The sequence below is a fragment of the Thermaerobacter litoralis genome (genome assembly GCF_054654595.1).
Map to the genome: position 1 here is coordinate 466,180 of NZ_BAAIES010000008.1, position 18,154 is coordinate 484,333.

Annotated in this window: 10 protein-coding genes; 4 read left to right on the forward strand and 6 right to left on the reverse strand. The window is 71.4% G+C overall.

The annotated features are described in order from the left end of the window. Positions 1 to 107: 107 nt before the first annotated feature. From ACYQ02_RS07175 to ACYQ02_RS07200, 6 genes are all read right to left on the reverse strand, one after another. Positions 108 to 1,667: a dihydrolipoamide acetyltransferase family protein gene (locus tag ACYQ02_RS07175; RefSeq protein WP_460039752.1), complete on the reverse strand. Its 1,560-nt coding sequence runs from the start codon at positions 1,665 to 1,667 to the stop codon at positions 108 to 110. Between the two features lie 45 nt (positions 1,668 to 1,712). Further along, positions 1,713 to 2,690, reverse strand: a complete 978-nt coding sequence (locus tag ACYQ02_RS07180; protein ID WP_460039780.1) for an alpha-ketoacid dehydrogenase subunit beta — start codon at positions 2,688 to 2,690, stop codon at positions 1,713 to 1,715. Beyond that, the gene (pdhA, locus tag ACYQ02_RS07185; protein WP_460039753.1) at positions 2,690 to 3,805 is read right to left on the reverse strand and encodes a pyruvate dehydrogenase (acetyl-transferring) E1 component subunit alpha; all 1,116 of its coding nucleotides are present in this window, start codon (positions 3,803 to 3,805) and stop codon (positions 2,690 to 2,692) included. The genes ACYQ02_RS07180 and pdhA overlap by 1 nt, the downstream gene beginning before the upstream one ends. A 172-nt stretch (positions 3,806 to 3,977) precedes the next feature. Then, complete coding sequence (locus ACYQ02_RS07190; RefSeq protein ID WP_460039754.1) at positions 3,978 to 7,331, reverse strand: DUF499 family protein; 3,354 nt, start codon at positions 7,329 to 7,331, stop codon at positions 3,978 to 3,980. Between the two features lie 34 nt (positions 7,332 to 7,365). After that, positions 7,366 to 10,206 carry a DUF1156 domain-containing protein gene (locus ACYQ02_RS07195; protein ID WP_460039755.1) on the reverse strand — a complete coding sequence of 947 codons (2,841 nt, stop codon included), beginning with the start codon at positions 10,204 to 10,206 and terminating at the stop codon, positions 7,366 to 7,368. A gap of 46 nt (positions 10,207 to 10,252) precedes the next feature. Then, positions 10,253 to 13,846, reverse strand: coding sequence for a helicase-related protein (locus tag ACYQ02_RS07200; protein ID WP_460039756.1), 3,594 nt, complete (start codon positions 13,844 to 13,846; stop codon positions 10,253 to 10,255). A 367-nt stretch (positions 13,847 to 14,213) separates the two neighbouring features. Between ACYQ02_RS07200 and ACYQ02_RS07205 the strand changes: the two genes are divergently transcribed. From ACYQ02_RS07205 to ACYQ02_RS07220, 4 genes are read left to right on the forward strand one after another with little or no spacing between them, the layout of a single operon-like run. Continuing rightward, positions 14,214 to 14,813, forward strand: a complete 600-nt coding sequence (locus ACYQ02_RS07205) for a MarR family winged helix-turn-helix transcriptional regulator (RefSeq protein ID WP_460039781.1) — start codon at positions 14,214 to 14,216, stop codon at positions 14,811 to 14,813. Then, complete coding sequence (locus tag ACYQ02_RS07210) at positions 14,810 to 15,673, forward strand: ABC transporter ATP-binding protein (protein ID WP_460039757.1); 864 nt, start codon at positions 14,810 to 14,812, stop codon at positions 15,671 to 15,673. The genes ACYQ02_RS07205 and ACYQ02_RS07210 overlap by 4 nt, the downstream gene beginning before the upstream one ends. Beyond that, a complete protein-coding gene (locus ACYQ02_RS07215; RefSeq protein ID WP_460039758.1) occupies positions 15,633 to 16,556 on the forward strand; it encodes an ABC transporter permease in 924 nt (307 codons plus the stop codon). The genes ACYQ02_RS07210 and ACYQ02_RS07215 overlap by 41 nt, the downstream gene beginning before the upstream one ends. Positions 16,557 to 16,566: 10 nt before the next feature. After that, positions 16,567 to 18,063, forward strand: coding sequence for an MFS transporter (locus ACYQ02_RS07220; protein ID WP_460039759.1), 1,497 nt, complete (start codon positions 16,567 to 16,569; stop codon positions 18,061 to 18,063). The last annotated feature ends 91 nt before the right edge of the window (positions 18,064 to 18,154 follow it).

Here is an 18,154-nt window from a genome sequence, read left to right on the forward strand (position 1 = left end):
GAATCGCCCGGGGGCCCACGCGGGCAGGCCGCAGCCCCCGGTCCCGTCCCGTGGACCCGGACCGCCCTCGGCCTTCGGCCGGTGGATGGCGGCCCGGGCCGGAGTCCTCAGGCCATCTCCAGGAACAGCAGGCTCGGCTGCTCCAGGTAGGCCTTGATCTGGTTGACGAACCGCACCGCGTCGGCGCCGTCGGCCACCCGGTGGTCGAAGCTCAGGGCCAGGTAGGTGATGGTCCGCACCACGATCTGCCCGTCCCGCACCACCGGCGTCTCCCGGAACTTGTGGACGCCCAGGATCGCCACCTCAGGGTAGTTGATGACGGGCGTCGACCACACGCCGCCGCCCAGGGCGCCCACGTTGGTGATGGTGAAGGTGGAACCCCGCACGTCGTCCAGGGCGATCCGCCGCGTCCGGGCCGCCTCGGTAAGGGCTGCGATCTCCCGCGCGATCTGGAAGATGCTCTTGCGGTCGACGTCGCGGACTACCGGGACGATCAGGCCCTCCTCGGTGGCCGTGGCCACGCCGATGTGGTAATAGCCCTTGAGCACGATCTCCTGGCGCTCGTCGTCCAGGCTGGCGTTGAAGACCGGGTGCTGCTGCAGGGCGGCCACCACGGCCTTGGCGATGAAGGGCAGGTAGGTGAGCTTGATCCCCCGCTGCTCGGCCAGGGGCAGGGCCTTGCGCCGCAGCTCGATGAGCTCGGTGACGTCCACCTCTTCCACGTGGGTGACGTGGGGCGCGGTGTACTTCGACTGGACCATCTTCTCGGCGATCCGCTTGCGCAGGCCCCGCAGGGGGATCCGCTGCTCGCCGCCGGGCGGCACGGCCGGAGCGGCCGCGGCGGCCGGTGCAGCCGGGGCTCCCGCTACGGCCGGGGCGGCCGGGGAGGGCAGCGCTGCCGGGGCGCCCGGTGCCGTTGGGGCGCCCGGCCCGGCGGGTCCTGCAACGGCTGGGGATAGTGGCTGGACCGGCGCCGCCGGGGCAGCCACCGGCGTGCCTGCTGCGGACGAACCGGCCGGCGCCGCGGCGGCCGGAACGCCAGGCCGGGCATCCCCCGGCGCGGCGGCCGGCACCGGGCCCCCCACCGGAGCCGCCACCGGCCCCGCCCCGCCCGCCGCCTGCCGGGCGGCGAAGGCCCGCACGTCGTCGGCGGTCACCCGGCCCGCCGGGCCGGTCCCCGGCACCAGGCGCAGGTCGACGCCCAGCTCCCGGGCCAGCCGCCGGGTAGCCGGCGTCGCCAGCACCCGGCGGCCGGCCGCGTCCACCCCGCCCGCAGCCGGAGCCGCGGCCGGGCTCGGGGCCGGCGCCGCCGCCGGCCCCGCCTCAGCGCCCCCGGGGACGGCCGGGCCCGTCACCGCCGCCGCGCCCCCGGGAGCCGCCCCCGCGGCCGCGACCGGCGCCCCGGCCGCGGCCGGTTCCTCCGCCCGGGCTGCGGTGTCGATCACCACGATCACGCTGCCGACCTGGACCACGTCCCCCTCGGCGGCCCGCAGTTCCGCCACCACGCCCGCCACCGGCGAGGGGATCTCCACCGTGGCCTTGTCGGTCTGGACCTCCACCAGGGGCTGGTCTTCCTGGACCCGGTCCCCGGGTTTGACCAGCCAGCGGACGATCTCCCCCTCGTGGATGCCCTCGCCCACGTCGGGCAGCCGGAATTCGTACGCCATCCGCCGCACCTCGCTTTTCCGGGGCCCCGCCTGGCCGTTGCCGGGTCAGAAGTTCAGGACCCGCTCCACGCCCCGGATCACCCGGTCCTTGTTGGGCAGGTAGTAGTCTTCCAGGTGGAAGAGGGGCATGGGGGTGTCGAAGCCGGCCACCCGGTAGACCGGCGCCTCCAGGTACAGGAGGGCCCGCTCGTTGATCAGCGCCACGATCTCCGCGCCGAAGCCCGCTGTCTTGGGCGCCTCGTGGACCACCAGGGCACGGCCCGTCTTCTGCACCGCCGCCACGATGGCGTCCACGTCCACCGGGCTCAGGGTCCGGAGGTCGACGATCTCGCACTCGATGCCCCGGCCGGCCAGTTCCTCCGCCGCCTCCTCCACGATCCGCACCATGGCGCCCCAGGTGAAGATGGCGATGTCCCGCCCCTCCCGCACCGTGCGGGCCCGGCCGATGGGCACGGTGTAGGCCTCCTCGGGCACCTCCTGGCGGAAGGCGCGGTAGATCCGCTTGGGCTCGAAGAAGATCACCGGATCGGGGTCGCGGATGGCGGCGATCAACAGGCCCTTGGTGTCGTAGGGCGTGCTGGGGACGACCACCTTGAGCCCCGGCTGGTGGATGTACCAGGCCTCGGGGCTGTCCGAATGGTGCTCGGGGGCGCGGATGCCGCCGCCCCAGGGCGCCCGGATCACCAGCGGGCAGGTGAACCGCCCGCGGGAGCGGGCCCGGATGCGGGCGGCGTGGTTGACGATCTGGTCGAAAGCGGGGGCCATAAAGCCCTCGAACTGGATCTCCGCCACGGGCCGCAGGCCGTAGATCGCCATGCCGATGGCCGTGCCCACGATCCCCGACTCCGCCAGGGGCGTGTCGATCACCCGGTCGCCGCCGAACCGCTCGTAAAGGCCTTCGGTGGCCCGGAAGACGCCGCCGTTGACGCCCACGTCCTCCCCCAGGACGACGACCCGGTCGTCCAGCTCCATCTCGGTGCGCAGGGCGTCGGCCACCGCCTGGACGATGGTCAGCTTGGCCATCACCGCCCACCCCCCTCAAGGCCGCTGGGGCCCGGTGCGCCGCCCAATTCCTCCAAGAGCTCCTGCCGCTGCTCCTTGAGGTGCCAGGGCAGCTGGGCGTAGACGTAGTCGAAGATGGCCTCCGGGGAGGTCCGGGGCATGGCCTCCACCGCCTGAACCGCGGCGGCGATGCGCTCCCGGGCCTCTTCGGCCAGGGCCTGGTCCTTCGCCTCGTCCAGCAGCCCCTTCGCCTGGAGGAACCGGCGCATGCGGGTCAGCGGATCCCGCCGCTCCCGCCACTCCTCCAGCTCCTCCCGGGCCCGGTAGCGGGTCGGGTCGTCGGCAGTGGTGTGGGGGCCGAAGCGGTAGGTCACGGCCTCGATCAGGGTCGGCCCCTCGCCGGCCCGGGCCCGCTCCAGGGCCTCCCGGGTCACCTTGTAGACCGCCAGCACGTCGTTGCCGTCGACCCGGACGCCCGGGAAGCCGTAGGCCACCGCCTTCTGGGCGATGGTCTCGCTGGCCGTCTGGCGGTGCAGCGGCACGCTGATGGCGAACTGGTTGTTCTGGCAGAAGAAGACCACCGGCGCCTTGAACACGCCGGCGAAGTTGCAGCCCTCGTGGAAGTCGCCTTCGGAGGTGGCCCCGTCGCCGAAGTAGACGATGAAGGCCCGCCGGTCGCCGCGGATCTTGGCCGCCCAGGCGGCGCCGACGGCGTGGGGGATCTGGGTGGCGATGGGCACCGCCACGGTGAAGACGTTGACGTCCGGCGGGATCCGGTTGCCCTCCTCCCGGCCCATCCAGTACAGCAGCACGTTCTCCATGGGCAGGCCGTGGATCATGGTCACCGCGTGCTCGCGGTAGGAGGGGAAGACCCAGTCCTCGGGCTGGAGGGCGAAGGCGCTGCCCACCTGGGCCGCCTCCTGGCCCGACAAGGGCGCGTAGGTCCCCATCCGTCCCTGGCGCTGCAGGTTGAGACACCGCTCGTCGAACAGCCGGGCGAAGACCATCCACCGGTAGAACTCCAACAGCTTCTCATCGGTAAGATCCGGGGCCGGCTCCCCGACCAGGTTGCCGTCGGGGTCCAGCACCCGGACCATCTCGAAGGTCTCCTCCCGGAGGTGGTGCAAGCTGCCCACGCCGATCCCCCCTCATCCAGCAGCCCCGGACGCCGCATACGTCCCCCGCCAGCGGCCACGGGACCGCCCCCTGGTCCGTTCCGGCATCCCTTGAGCCGGTCCGCAGGCTTACAAACGGTCGTTTGACCAAACCCATCGCCATCAGTTCGGTTGGCGGCCTGGGGTTCCCTGCCTACTCCTCCTCGAAGCCAAAGTCGGTGAACTTCAACGTGGCGCAGTTTTCCCGCACGGTGCGGACGACGTGCTCGGGGAACCCCTCCGGCGCCCGCACGGTGATCTCCAGCACCACCTCGACCTCGGCACCCGTCAGGGCCTTCATGTGGGCGATGACCTCCTCGGCGATACGGCCGGCGTTTGCCCCCACCCGCAGGGGGTGGAGGGTGGCCCGCCCGTGGAAGCGACGGAACTTGCTCGTTGTTGGACCGTTGTCGTCGTCTGGAGCGGGCTCGCCACCGGTCCCCGCACCGCCCGTCCCGTCAGTCCCGCCGCCCGCCGGCCCCGGCGGGTTGGGTGGGGTGGGGGGCGAAACCAGTTCGCTCTTCAGCTGGCGCTCGGCCACCTGCGGCCGCACCACCAGCCCCGTGGGCGCGGCCGGGTCCAGGTCGATGGCCTGTCCCGCCCGCAGCCCGCGGTAGCGGCCCGCCCCTTCGTCATACCCCTCGGCGAAGGCGAACCCGTCGTGGATCCAGGTCAACATGTTGACGCCACTCTTCACCGCCTCGACCAGCACCGACGGGTCGCGGAGCCGCGGCAGGTACACGTAGCGGAAGAAGTCTTCCACCAGCTGCCGGATTTCCACGTGGTCGCCGCGCCAGAGGGGCACGTTGTCCAGTGAGAGGCGCAAGACGTTGCCGCCCAGGGTGGTGTAGAGCTTGCCCTCCGGCCCAAGCTTCTTGACGATCCGGTCCACCAGGCCACCCGACCCGGACACCCGGACGGCGGTCCACTCCATGTCACCCCGGGGGTCGGGCTGCTCGGGGACCAGGACCCACTGAAAGGCCTCCTCCAGCCGCAGGTTCACCGTCGCATCGGCATCCGCCCTTTGGCGCTCGGCCGTGCGGGTCTGGTGGGGATCCAGGTTGAGGGCCTCCCGATCCCGCAGGATGGAATCCCAGGCCAGGAACCGCCGCACCGCCTCGTCCAGGCCGTCCAGCTGGGTGCGATCGACGGCCAGGAAGATCAGGGTGTTCCGGTACACCCGGGGCTGGTTGCCCCGCCACTCCAGGATCTGGGCGGCGGCCGCCTGGGCCGGGCTCTCGCCGCTGCGCTGGTGGGGGGCATCCAGGCCCAGAATCACCAGCCGGGCGGCCGGTTCGTCCGGGATCTCGTGGCTCGAGCGGGGGAAGGGGTGGATCCCGGCAAACACGCTGCTCTCGCGCCTCACCTGCTCGCGGACCCGCCGCTCGATCTCTTCGGCCACCCGGTCCGACTGGCCCCGGAGCTGTTCGGCCCGTTCCCCCGCCAGGCTGTTGACGTTGGGCTGCGGCGCGTACCAGTACCGGGTCCCGTCGGTGTAGAGGTAGGTCGCCCGGGTGGCCAGGCGCCGCAGAGCATCGCCGAACACGTTGGGCGATTCGCCAGGGCCGACGCAGCCGAGCCGGATCCGCCGGTCGTCCAGGCCCCGGTTGGCGGCGGTATAGGTGGGGGCGGAACCCAGGAAGATGGTCCGGGCCACCCGGCGGGTGGCGCCATAACGGCCGAAGGTGCTGGACTCGCCATCGATCTGCCGGGGCAGGGCCCCCTCGCCGTCCACATCCCGCTGGATGACGGGCACCCAGTTGTCCGTCAGGTAGCGGGTGAGCTCCGACTGGACCCGGGGATCGTCCATGGGCAGGGTCGAGGGGAGGATCAGGGGGCTGCGGTCTCCCTGCTCCCACAGGCTGTGAATCACGGCAGCCATCAGCCGCAGGACGCCCCGGGTGCGTTGGAACCGGACCAGGGTCGCCCAGTCGCCGTAGAGGCGGTCGAAGACCTCGGGGTGGATGGGGTAGGCCGCCTTGATGCGCCGCTCGTACTGGGGTTCCCGGCACTCGGCGGGGAACTCCCCGGGGTGCTTCTGGTAGAGCTCGGCGAAGGCCCGGGCCACCACGTCCCGCGCCTGGAACTGCTCGGGGTCCGTCATGGGCTCAAAAAGCCGGCGCCGGACGATCTCGAAGCTTTCCTCGGCGGTGGCGGGCCGCCACGGCACCTCCACACGGCCGATGACGTTGCGCAGGCGCTCCAAGGCCTCCCGGCCCCGGGAGCCGCCCACCTCCTCGTCTTCCGCGCCGGAGCGGGTGGCACCGAGCGGCTCGGATGCGGGCAGGCTCACCACCAGCAGGGCGTGGGGGACGGTCTTCACCGCCTCGGTGAGGGTCTGGGCGAAGGTGAACTGGGTGTCGAAGGTCCCCGCCGGCAGGTCCCCCGCGTCGTGGAGCTGGCGGGCATAGGCCACCCACTCGTCGATCAGGATCAGGCAGGGCCCGTAGTCCGCCAGCAACTGGCGCAGGGTGTCGCCGGGGTTGGTGGCCCGCTCGTCGTCGGCCCGCACCCGCTCGTAGGCTTCCCGCCGCCCCAGCTGCCAGGCCAGCTCGCCCCAGAGGGTCCGGACCACCGTGCCGTCGTCCTTGACGCTGGGGTTGCCGGGCGAGATGCGGTTGCCCACCAGCACCACCCGCCGCGCCCGGGGGATGGAGCCGAAGCCGGCCTCGGCCAGGACCTCCTCCACCCCCGGCAGGCTCCCGGGCCCGAGGCCCGAGAACAGGTGGTAGAGGGCCAGCATGGAGTGGGTCTTGCCGCCGCCGAAGTTGGTCTGGAGCTGGACCACGGGGTCGCCGCCCTGGCCCGAAAGCCGCCGCACGGCGTTGACCAGCAGCCCCTTCAGGCTCTGGGTCAGGTAGGTGCGGCGGAAGAACTCGGCCGGGTCCTGGTACTCGGGGCGGGCCCCGCCGTGGTACACCTGCCAGAGGTCGGCGGCGAACTCGGCGTTCTGGTAGCGGCCACTGGCCACGTCCTCGTGGGGGCTCACCACCTCCCGCCACGGCTTGAGGACCCCGCTGGCCGCCGCCTCGATCAGGGAGCCGCCCGCCTTGCGCCGCTGCTGCCGGACCTTTTCATCGAACTGGATGCGCAGCAGCTCGGCGGCCATGCGGTCCAGTTCCTCCGCCTCGGGGGCGGCGATGGCGGCCAGCAGGCGCCGGGCGGAATCCAGGACCCGGTAGGTGTCGTCGCTGCTGAAGGGTTCCTGATGGGCCCAGCGGTTCCGCCAATCCCGGAGTTCCGAGACGAAGCTGCGCTCGGCGTGGCCCAGGGTATGCTTGAACACGTCGTTCCAGGTGTTCCACATCAGCTTCAGGAGCAGGGAGACATCCCACTCTTCCACCGGCTTCTCGGCCACCAGCGGATCGTCCAGAAACCGGAGGAGGACCCGGTCGTCGACCCGCCCCTCCTTGCGGGCCAGGCGGATCTCCCGGGCGACGAAGGGCGCCAGCCCGTTGCGCAGAAGTTCCAGGGCCCGGCGCACCCGCTCGTGGTTGCTCACGGCCATGGTTCCACCCCCCAATCGGCGCCTTCCGAACCGGTCACAGCACGCTCATCTGCTCGCCCGGGCGCTCCTTGATTTGCCGCAACAATTCGGGCCAGGCGATGACCAGGGCGTTGTACGCCAATGCGTCCTGGGTCCGCCCCTTGCGTTCGCTGATGCGGAAGAGCCGGTACGCCAGGTCGCGCACCATCTCCGCCCGGCCACCCAGGCCCGCCAGCAGCCGGGCCGTGGCGGCCTCGCCGGCCCCCTCGTGGTAGTAGACCCGGAGCAGCTGGTGGGTGGCGCCCCAGATGGTGGGCGCCTCGTCCCGGGCGGGATCCCAGTTGGGGTCCAGTTCCTCCGGCCGCAGGAGCCGCACGCGACCCCGCTGAGCTCGGACGATCCCGGCGTGCTCCAGGGTCGCGGGGCTCGTCACCTTGGCCTTGGAGAGCAGTTCCGCGTCCCCGAACTCCCCCTCGTCGAACCCGTGCTGCTCGTACCAGGTGATGGCCCAGCGGGTCTCGTTGTCGAAATCGTCCTCCTGCTCCTCTAGCACCTCACTGGCCATCCGGTTGATCAGGGCCAGGGCGGTGCGGACCGTCATGGGCCGGCCGTCGGGCTCCAGGACGCGGCTGTAGCGCGAGAACACGGCCATGCCAGGCCCAATGGCGGCCTGGGCGAAGTCGACGGGGGCGATGTTGCCCTGCTGCAAGCGCTTGATGGCGACGGGGAGTTCGCGCTTCAGCTCAGCCATAAAGCCACGGCGGTCGATCTGGGGTGCGTCCTCGGGCCGAGGCCGGCAGGCCAATACGATGTAAGAAGCTAAGGCATTGGTGTTCATGGAGATCATCCGCCACTTTTGCGAGGCCCGAACCGGCCAGGTGGCGGTGATTTGAAAGCCCGTGCCGATCAGGGCCTCCAGCATGGTCTCCCAGCCGGTGGTGCGGTCTACCCGGTTGCCGTTGGCCGGTCCGGCTTCGTCATCCGTGGCGCTCTCTTCGTCGTCCTGCTTGAAGGCGTAGTAGACCGTCAGGGGAAACCGCGGGTCCATCTTCTCGCGCAGCTGCCCAAAAGCCCGGCGGAAGCCTTGCTCGAAGTGCTCCTTCGCCTTGTGCCTGTCACCGTCAAACCGCTCCGGCGCCGCCACCAACTCCGGCTCCTTCGGGACGAGGATGGTGGCGAAAAGTTCCGGATAGAGATCACCGATGGTACGCCGCAGCCACACGTAGAAGAAGTCGGAGAGGGCCGCGTAGCCGATATTGTCGTAGTAGGGCGGATCGGTGCTGACGAGGAGGTTCTTGAGGTGATCCCACGGCCGAGCAGCGTCGAGAGAGCGGACATGCCCCGGAGACTTTGGAACTCCTACAACAGGAATAGTCTCGATGGCATCAGCGCATATATTGACCGCATTATACAAGCAAATGGCCTTTTCACCTAGGAGATTAGCTTCAGCGAAATCCCATACCATCGGGATAGCTTGGCGGCCAAATAGGTGCATCTGTTGTTGACCACTCGGTTTCCACGTGCTCAAGGCATTGTTAAAATCCGCGCACCTGTCAAGCGCCAGTGCAAGAAAAACTACCACTGCAGCGGCGTAGGTATCTGCCTCGTCGTGCGACAACCCGGCCGCAGCCGCATCCCGCCGCACGTCCGCCCGCACTTCCCGTACCAGGTCCGACAGCGTCACCATCGCCGTGAGCTGGCGCGGGGTAAAGAGGTCGCCCCATTGTGCAAAGCCGTACGGTGTACACGTACCACCTGTAAGGCGCTCGGGCACGCTGCCCTCGGGCTTCCATTCCGGCGTCGCCCGCCGGGCAACCGCTTCGTGCTCCTCGGTAGCGGGGAGATACACCCGGCCGCGCCCCGTATCTGCCACGATGGCCACCAGGCGTTCTTCCATTCGCCCGGCCTTTCCTTGCGCCTTGATGTAGTCGTCCTTGATCGTGTCCCCGGTCAGGAGACACCGGAAGGTCGCCCGGCCGGTCTTCGTTCCCGCTTTCACCGCCGCCCTGTCCCTGGGTGCCCCGGTGCGCACGACGAAGCACCAGGCGCCGGCCGCCCGGTCCACCACCGGCTCCAGGTACGCCTCGCTGCCCTTCTTGCTCGAAAGCCAGAAGGTGCTCATGAGAGGCACGTGGGCACCCCGGGCTGCCGGGTTGGGGCTCGGCACGGTCCGGGCCCAGATCCAGGCGATGACCGGAAGTTCCTTGCCGACGAACCGCTGCAGGTCCGGCCGTCCCTCGGCCATCTCCGGGGTCACCTTGACCGGGGGATAGAGGTGACCGATCTTCTGCCGCGCCCGTTCCAGGACGACCCGGCCGTAGTAGCGCACGTCGGCCGCCAGTCCCTTGGTACCCCGCCAACCGGTTTGGCCTCCGACCTTGCGGCGGTCTTCCGGATTCACGGGCGGGTGGTCCGTCCACCGGGGCGCGATCTCCAGGTTGCACTTGTTGAGGAGAACCGCCACCGGGTTGATGTCGCCGGCATAGGCTTCAAACCCCAGCCGGGCCGCCTCCAGCGGGATGGAGCCGCCGCCCGCGAAGGGATCCAACACCGGAGGCAGCTTGCCGTCGCAATGCTTGAGCATCTCGGCCCGGGCTTCGGCGTAGACCTCCGGGTGATTGTGCAGCTGCTTTTGCATCATCTTCCGGATGATCCCGAAGAGGCGCTCCCGCTCCCGGGCCTGGTCCTCCTCGGTGGGAAACCGGTCAGGGTGGCTCGACGGATCATCCACCACCGAGGCGAACAGCACCGCCCGGGCCACCGGCAGGGGAAGCCGGGCCCACCAGTGGTGGATCCCCTTGGGGTGAGGACCGATGCCGGGCATCTTGTCGTAGGCCGAGGCATCGTTGATCTCAGGCAATGGCAGAGCGACCTCGATCAACTTCTTGCGGGTCACGTACGGTCACACCTCTCTGAACCCAAAGTCATTCGCGGAAAGCAGATTAGCGGGGAACTTCACCCCGGCTCCACAATTCATCCCAGTCGTAGTTGACGCTGGCCGCCCCGAAATCGGGTTCCCGTCGGAACGGCCGCCGCACGTACCGGACCCCCTGCACCCGGCCCCCCTCCACCTGGACCAGCGCCAGGATGTAGTCGTCGGGCTTGTTGAGGGCCGTCAGGATCTCGTTCTTGGTCACCGTCACCGTCCGGGCGCCGGCGACGCGGCCCTTGACCTCGATGAAGCGAAGCCGGCCCGGCTGGGCGGGGATCCGGGATTCGATGTCGTAGCCGCAGCGGTCGCGGCTGACGTCGCGGGGCTCGTAGCCGAGGGCCCGCTCGGCCTCCAGCACCGCCTCCATCGCCAGGCGCTCCACGGCTTCCGTCTCCCGGGCGAACAGGCCGGGTTCGTCCCCTTGGCCGTCGCCCCGCAGGCGGCGCAGGAGTCCGGCCGGCACCACCAGGGCATAGCCGAGGATCTCCGGCGGCAGGGGGGCCAGGTGCTTCTCCTCCTCCAGCTCCCGCAGCCGGGCCGCCAGGCGGGCCTCCAGCTCCGTGGCCCGCTGGCGGGCCCGGGCCGAGTTGATCCGGGCGTTGACCTTGCCCGCCTGCTCCTGCAGCCGCAGTTCCTCTGCCCGGTGGTCCCAGTAGGCGATCTCCTTGGTCAGCCGGTCCTTGACGGCGGCGATGGTCTTCTCCACCAGGGGGATCTTGTTCCGCCGCACCTCCTCCAGGTGATCGGGCACCAGGTGCTCGACGGCGTAGGCCACGGCCCGGGCTTCCAGGTCGTGGGCCTGGGCGCCCGGGAAGAGACCGTCCAGGGCCGGGGCCAGGAGCGCCTTTTCGTCCTCCTTGAGGGGCCGGTAATCCAGGTACGGCGCGTAGCCGGCATGGCGGGCATGGCCGCCGGTGTCGATCTCCACGAACTGGAGCCGCCGGGAGATGACCCGCACCTGGCCCTGGCCGTTGACCCGGCCGTCGCGGATCGCATGCTCCAGGTAGAACAGCCAGCGGGGCGTCTCGCCGGGATCCTGGTCGTCCACCAGCACCGCCCCCTGCTTCAGCAGCGGCCGGTACCGCTCCAGGATCACGTCCAGGGTGGCGTCGAGCAGCGGGTGGCCCGGGCAGACGAAGGCGGCCAGCGGGCGGCCGGGGACCCGGATGCGCTCCTTCTCGAAGCAGATCCGTTCATACCGGGGCAGGACCGGCGCCCCCCGGCCGATCACCCGGTCCCGCTGGCGGACCACCGCGGGCACGTGGGTGACCTCGTAGCGGCGGGTCTCCCGCTCCCGGACGCTGCCGCCCAGGCGCTGGAAGGCTTCGAGGAAGAAGGCCTCGATGAAGTGGGGCTGGAGCCGCCGGGCTTCGGCCCGCTCCATCTCCTCTTTAATCTGCTGGATGGCGCGGGCGTCCAGGGCGTCCCGGGCCAGGTTCCCCTCGTCCAGAAGCTGCCGCAAACGCTCCCGATCGAGCCGCTGGTCGACCACCTGCGTCAGGCGGGCCCGCACGTCGGGCCGGTCACCATAGCGGATGGCGTCGATCATGAGCTTCCGCAGCTCGGCCCCGTCGATGGCCTTGCCCAGGACGTCGAAGACCCGGCCGCCCAGAGCCGCCTGCTCGATCTCCAGCTTCCGGAGCAGGGCCAGGTAGACCTCGCCCTCCCGGGTGTTCTGGGCCACCAGGTTCCACAGGTGGCAGACCTCGGTCTGGCCGATCCGGTGGATGCGCCCGAACCGCTGCTCCAGCCGGTTGGGGTTCCAGGGCAGGTCGTAGTTGACCATGAGGTGGGCCCGCTGGAGGTTGATGCCCTCTCCCGCGGCGTCGGTGGCCACCAGCACGTGGACGTCGGGGTCCTGGGTGAAGGCCTCCTGCACCTTGCGGCGTTCTTCCCGGCCCATGGTGCCGTCGATGACGACCACGGCCTCCGGGCGTCCCAGCAAGGTCTGGATCCGCTCGGCCAGGTACCGGGCCGTATCCCGGTGCTCGGTGAAGATCACCAGCTTGCGGCGGTGACCCCGGGCGTCGAACATCACGTCCCGGTCCTGGAGGATCTTCGACAGTTCCTCCCACTTGCGGTCGGTCCCGCTGTGCCGCACCTGCAGGGCCAGCGCCTCCAGGTCCCGCAGGGTCTCGATCTCCGCCCGCAGCTCGGCGATGGTCTGGGCGGCCGTCGCCTGGTCGACGATGGCCTCTTCCAGTACCTCCCGCTCCTCGGCCGGCACGTCCTCCTCCAGGTCGGCCAGTTCGTCCGGATCGAGGTGGGGCAGCTCGTTCCACCACCCCCGGACCCCGGTGCGGCCGTTGGCGCCGTCGACCGCCGCGCCCACCGCCGCCAGGCGCCGCTGGGCCTCGGCGCCCCGGCGCAGGGTCTCCTCCTCCCGCAGCCGCCGCTCCAGCCGCTCCCGCCGCCGGCGCAGGGACTGGTAGATCGCCTCGGGGGAGGAGGCCAGCCGTCGCTGCAGGATCGTCAGGGCAAAGCCCACGGTGCCCTTGCGCCCCTCGTTCTGCAGGGCGTCGGCGCGGTTGAACTCCTCCCGCACGTATTCGGTGACGGCCTTATACAGGGCGGCCTCGCCGTCGGAGAGCTGGTAGGCGACGGTATACGCCTTCCGTTCCGGGAAGAGGGGCGTCCCGTCGAACCGCACCAGGTCCTCCTTGATCATCCGGCGCATCAGGTCGGACACGTCGGTGGTGTGGACCCCGTCCCGGAACCGCCCTTCGAACCGGTCGCCGTCCAGCAGGGCCATGAAGAGCTGGAAGTCTTCCTCCTTGCCGTTGTGGGGCGTGGCCGTCATGAGGAGCAGGTGCCGGGTGAGGGTCCCCAGCAGCTTGCCGAGCTTGTAGCGCTTGGTTTCCTTGATCTCCCCAGCAAAGAAGGACGCCGACATCTTGTGGGCCTCGTCGACCACCACTAGGTCCCACTCGGTCTGGGCCAGCTTGGCCTGGAGGCCCTCGTTCCGGGCCAGCTTGTCGAGGCGGGCGATGACCCAGTCCATCTCCGCCAGGGCGTTGCCCGTCAAGGCCGCCTCGATGCGGTCGTTGGTGAGGATCTCGAAGGGAAGGTCGAACTTGGCGGACAGCTCGTCCTGCCACTGCTCGGCCAGGCTGCCCGGGCAGACGATGAGGCAGCGGCGCACGTCGCCCCGGAGCTTGAGCTCCTTGATGAGGAGCCCGGCCATGATGGTCTTGCCTGCCCCGGGGTCGTCGGCCAGGAGGAACCGGAGGGGCTGGCGCCGCAGCATCTCCCCGTAGACCGCGGTGATCTGGTGGGGCAGCGGCTCGATCAGCGACGTGTGCACGGCCAGCAGCGGATCGAACAGGTGGGCCAGGCGGATCCGCGCCGCCTCGGAGACCAGGCGCAGGGCCGCCCCGTCGGCATCCAGGTTCCACGGCCGGCCCGGCGTGACGATCTCCAGGGAGGGTTCGCGATCGCGGAAGACCAGTTCGGTGCCGGGCCGCCCCGACCCGTCCTTGTAGACGATCTCGATGGCGTTGGACCCATACCAGCGGACGTCGACCACGGTCACCGGTCCGCCGGGCAGGATCCCGTTGAGCCGCGTTCCTCGGGTGATCTGTTCCAGACGAACCAAGGCCGGCATCCCTCTTTCGCGCACGGGGCACGGTCCCGCGTGGAGCGAGGAGGGACGTGCCCTTGCCCCCGTTGGGGGATCCCGCCAGTTTTGGGTTGTAGCCCCTGGTTGTAGCTCCCTGTCGGGGATCCCGACGGTTCGTCGTTTTCTTCGACACCGGAGCGAAACCTCCCCCCGGCGGAGGCGGGCTCCGGGTCGCAACGGCCTGGGGTGCGGGGAGTTGGAGCAGTTTGGGGCGGGGTGGGATGGCGGCGGTGAGAACCATGGGGTTGCAGCGATTGTTAGTTTGGCGAATATTTAGTGTAACGGATGGAACGGAACCAGCCGCCCGGTCCGGACATGGTCGCCGGGCGGGGGTCGAGGGAGCGTGCTGACGATGGAGCCGGCTTCGCCACCTGCCACCGGCCCCGCCGCGTCCGGGCCCGGGCCCGTCCCACCCGAGGCCTGTGCCCGCGCCATCATGGAGACCATCCCAGCGGCCATGCGCCTGCTCCGCACCGAGATGCGCCGGCCCCACCAGGGGCGGCTGTCGGTGCCCCAGTTCCGGGCCCTGGTGTACCTCCAGCGCCATCCCGGCGCCTCGGTCAGCGACGTGGCCGGGCACCTGGGGGTCACGCTGCCCACGGCGTCGGCCCTGATCGACCGGCTGGTGCAGCGGGGACTGGTCAGCCGGGAGCGGGCCCCCCAGGAGCGGCGGCGGGTGGTCCTCCACCTGACACCGGCCGGCACCGCCATGGTCGACGTCTCCCGGCGGCACACCGTGGCGCGCCTTGAGGAGCGGTTGGCCGCCCTGGACCCGGCCGACCTGGTGGCCCTGGACCGGGGCCTTCGGATCCTGCGGGCGGCGGTGCTGGAACCGGCGGGGGACGAACCGGCTCGCTCCGGCCCCGCAACCCCCGGGCCGGGGGCCCGCAACTCCGGCCCCGATCCAGCCCGGCCCGCCGAACCTGCGGCGAAGGGAGGTGGCCTGCGGTGACCGGGCCCGTCCACGGCCCGGCGCCGGGCATGCCGGCCGCGGGGACCGCCACTCCCACCCCTCCGCCCCCCGCCGTGGAGGCGGACGGCCTCTGCCGGTTCTTCCAGGACGTGGTGGCGGTGGACCGCCTCGACCTCCAGATCCCCGCGGGTTCCATCTTCGGCCTGCTCGGCCCCAACGGCGCCGGCAAGAGCACGACCATCAAGATGCTGACGACCCTGTTGCCCCCCAGCGCCGGCACAGCCCGGGTGGCGGGGTTCGACGTCACCCGCCAGCCCGCCGCCGTCCGGCAGCGGGTGGGCTACGTGCCCCAGTTCCTCTCCGCCGACGGGGCCCTCACGGGCTACGAGAACCTGCTGATCTTCGCCAAGCTCTACGGCATCCCCGCCCGGGAGCGGCGGCGGCGGATCATGGAGCTCCTGGAGCTGGTCGGCCTGGCCGGGGCGGCCCACATCCAGGTCCGGCGGTATTCGGGCGGCATGATCCGCCGGCTGGAGATCGCCCAGTCCCTGCTGCACCGCCCGGCGGTGCTGTTTCTGGACGAACCGACCGTGGGCCTCGACCCCACGGCGCGGCGCGGCGTCTGGGAGCAAGTCCGGCTCCTGCGGGAGCGCTTCGGCACCACGGTCGTCCTGACCACCCACTATATGGAGGAGGCCGACGAGCTCTGCGACCAGGTGGCCATCCTCCACCGGGGCCGGGTGGCGGCGGTGGGCTCGCCGGCCGACCTGAAGGCCCAGGTGGGGCCGGGTGCCACGCTGGAGGACGTGTTCGTCCACTTCACCGGCAGCTCGCTGGAGACGGGAGGGAGTTATCGCGATGTCGCCCGGACCCGCCGCACCGCCCGGCGCCTCTCCTGACACCGGCGGTGCACTCGCCGCCAACCCCGGCCGCACCGCCAGCCCCCGCGGCACCATTCCCGCACCGGGAAGAACCGGCGCCGCCGCCCTGGAGCCCGGGCCGCTGGCCCGGGCGGCCGCGTTCGTCCGCCAGACCCTGGCCATCGTGGAGGCCGAGGTGCGCAAGCTGCGCCACGACCCGGTGGAGCTCCTCACCCGGGCGGTCCAGCCGGCCCTGTGGGTGCTGGTCTTCGGGCAGGTAATGGGGCGGCTGCGCGGCATCCCGACCGGCGGCCTGCCCTACCTCGACTTCATGGCGCCGGGCATCCTGGCCCAGAGCACCCTGTTCGTGGCCATCTTCTACGGCATCTCGCTGATCTGGGAGCGGGACCTGGGCATCCTGCACAAGTACATGGCCAGTCCGGCGCCGCGGTCCGCCCTGGTGCTGGGCAAGGCGCTGTCGGCGGGCGTGCGGGGGGTGAGCCAGGCCGCGGTCGTGTACCTGCTGGCGGCGGCGACGGGGGTGGCGGTGCGCCACGACCCGGCCGCCCTGGTGGGAGTGGTGGGGGTCGTAGTGCTGGGCGCCGCGGTCTTCTCCACCTTCTCGCTGGTGGTGGCGTGCCTGGTGCGGACGCGGGAGCGGTTCATGGGCATCGGCCAGGTCCTCACCATGCCCCTGTTCTTCGCCAGCAACGCCATCTACCCGCTGAGCCTGATGCCGGCCTGGCTCCACGGGGTGGCGCGGGTGAACCCGCTGACCTACCAGGTCGACGCCCTGCGGTCGCTGATGATCCAGGGCGGCTCCAGCCAGTTCGGCCTGGCGTGGGATCTGGGGGCGCTGGCCCTGGGGCTGGTGGTCCTGGTGGCCGTGGCCTCCCGGCTCTACCCCCGGGCGGTGACGTGAGGTGGAGGCGGTGGGTCGAGACGAACCAGCGGGCCTTTCCGGCGACCCCGGCCATGCCGGGAACGCCACCGGCCGGCGTGAGCGGGGACGCGGCGTCGCCCGGGCCCCCAGGCATGGCCTCCTCCTGGCCGCGGTGGCCTTTGGCGCCCTCCTGAACCCCCTCAACTCGTCCATGATCGCCGTGGCACTGCCGGCCATCGCCCGGGATTTCGGGGTGCCCATCGGCCGGCTGACCTGGGTGATCGCCGCCTTCTACCTGGCCAGCGCCGTGGGCCAGCCGGTGATGGGCAAGGTGGCCGACCTGGCGGGGCGGCGGCGGATCTTCTTCGCGGGGCTGGCCCTGGTGGCCCTGGCCTCGGCCCTGGCGCCCCTGGCGCCGACCCTGGGGGCGCTGGTGGCGGCCCGCGTCCTGCAGGCCGTGGGCAGCTCCAGCCTTTACCCCGCGGGGATGGCGGCGGTCCGCGACGCCTTCTCCGGTCGCACGGGCCAGGCCCTGGGGATCCTGGCGGTGTTCGCCTCGACCTCGGCGGCCCTGGGCCCTTCCCTGGGCGGCTTTCTGGTCCAGGCCGGCGGCTGGCAGGCCCTCTTTGACGTCAACTTCGTCCCCGTGGCCCTGAGCGTGCTCCTGGCCTGGCGCGCCTTCCCGGTCGACGGCCCGGACCGGCGGCGCGGGCTGCACGGTCCGGGCGGGGTGGCGCCGGCCGGCGGGTTCCGGCAGCTGGGCCGCCGGCTCGATCTGCCGGGGATGATCCTCTTCGCCGGGACGGTGGCCTTTGGCCTGGCGGCCCTTCTGTCCCTCGCCGAGCCCCGCCCGGCCTGGTGGGCGGCGCCGGTGGCGGCCGGCCTCGCCCTGGCCCTCGCCCGGTGGGAGGGCCGGGTCCGGTCCGCCGGGCGGGAGCCCTTCCTGGACCTGGAGGTGCTGCGCCGCGACCGGGCCCGCAGCGCCGTCTACGGCGCCTGGATCCTCTCCAACCTCGCCTTCTACACGGTCTTCTTCGGCATGCCCGCCTTCTTCGAAGAGGTCCGCCTCCTGGACCCCCAGGCCAGCGGGCTGATGATGCTCTCCGTCGCCGGGTTCAGCAGCGTGGCCTCGCCCCTGGTGGGCCGGTGGGTCGACCGGGCGGGCCACCGGCCGGCCCTGTGGGCGGCCGGCCTTTCCCTGCTGGCCGGCGCCGCGGCCCTCTGGGCCGCCGGCCCCGGCGCCCCCCTGGCCCTGCTCTTCGTGGTCCTCGCCTTTCTGGGGGCCAGCAACGGGGTGAACAACCTGGCGCTGCAGGCCGCCCTGTACCGGTTCGTCCCGCGGGAGGAGACGGGGGCCGCCTCGGGGCTTTACATGACCTGCCGCTACATCGGCAGCATCCTCTCCAGCAGCTTGCTCGGCCTCATCCTCGCGGGGCCGGTGGGGGGTGCCATGCTGCGCCAGCTGGCCCTGGTGCTGCTGGTGGCCGCGGCGGGCCTGTTGGTGTTCATCCGCCGGATCCCGGCCCACCGGGCCCGGGGCATCTGACGAACCCGCCCGGATTCCCCGCTCCCCTTGGGAGGGGCCGCTGGACCGGGGGCCCACCGCGGTCCCGGCACCGGGGCGCCCCCCACCCCCG

Bases quoted from the DNA above. Each gene is read 5' to 3' on its own strand.
- ACYQ02_RS07175 (WP_460039752.1), bottom strand. From the start codon at position 1,667: ATGGCGTACGAATTCCGGCTGCCCGACGTGGGCGAGGGCATCCACGAG.
- ACYQ02_RS07180 (WP_460039780.1), bottom strand. From the start codon at position 2,690: ATGGCCAAGCTGACCATCGTCCAGGCGGTGGCCGACGCCCTGCGCACC.
- ACYQ02_RS07190 (WP_460039754.1), bottom strand. From the start codon at position 7,331: ATGGCCGTGAGCAACCACGAGCGGGTGCGCCGGGCCCTGGAACTTCTG.
- ACYQ02_RS07200 (WP_460039756.1), bottom strand. From the start codon at position 13,846: ATGCCGGCCTTGGTTCGTCTGGAACAGATCACCCGAGGAACGCGGCTC.
- ACYQ02_RS07205 (WP_460039781.1), top strand. From the start codon at position 14,214: ATGGAGCCGGCTTCGCCACCTGCCACCGGCCCCGCCGCGTCCGGGCCC.
- ACYQ02_RS07215 (WP_460039758.1), top strand. From the start codon at position 15,633: ATGTCGCCCGGACCCGCCGCACCGCCCGGCGCCTCTCCTGACACCGGC.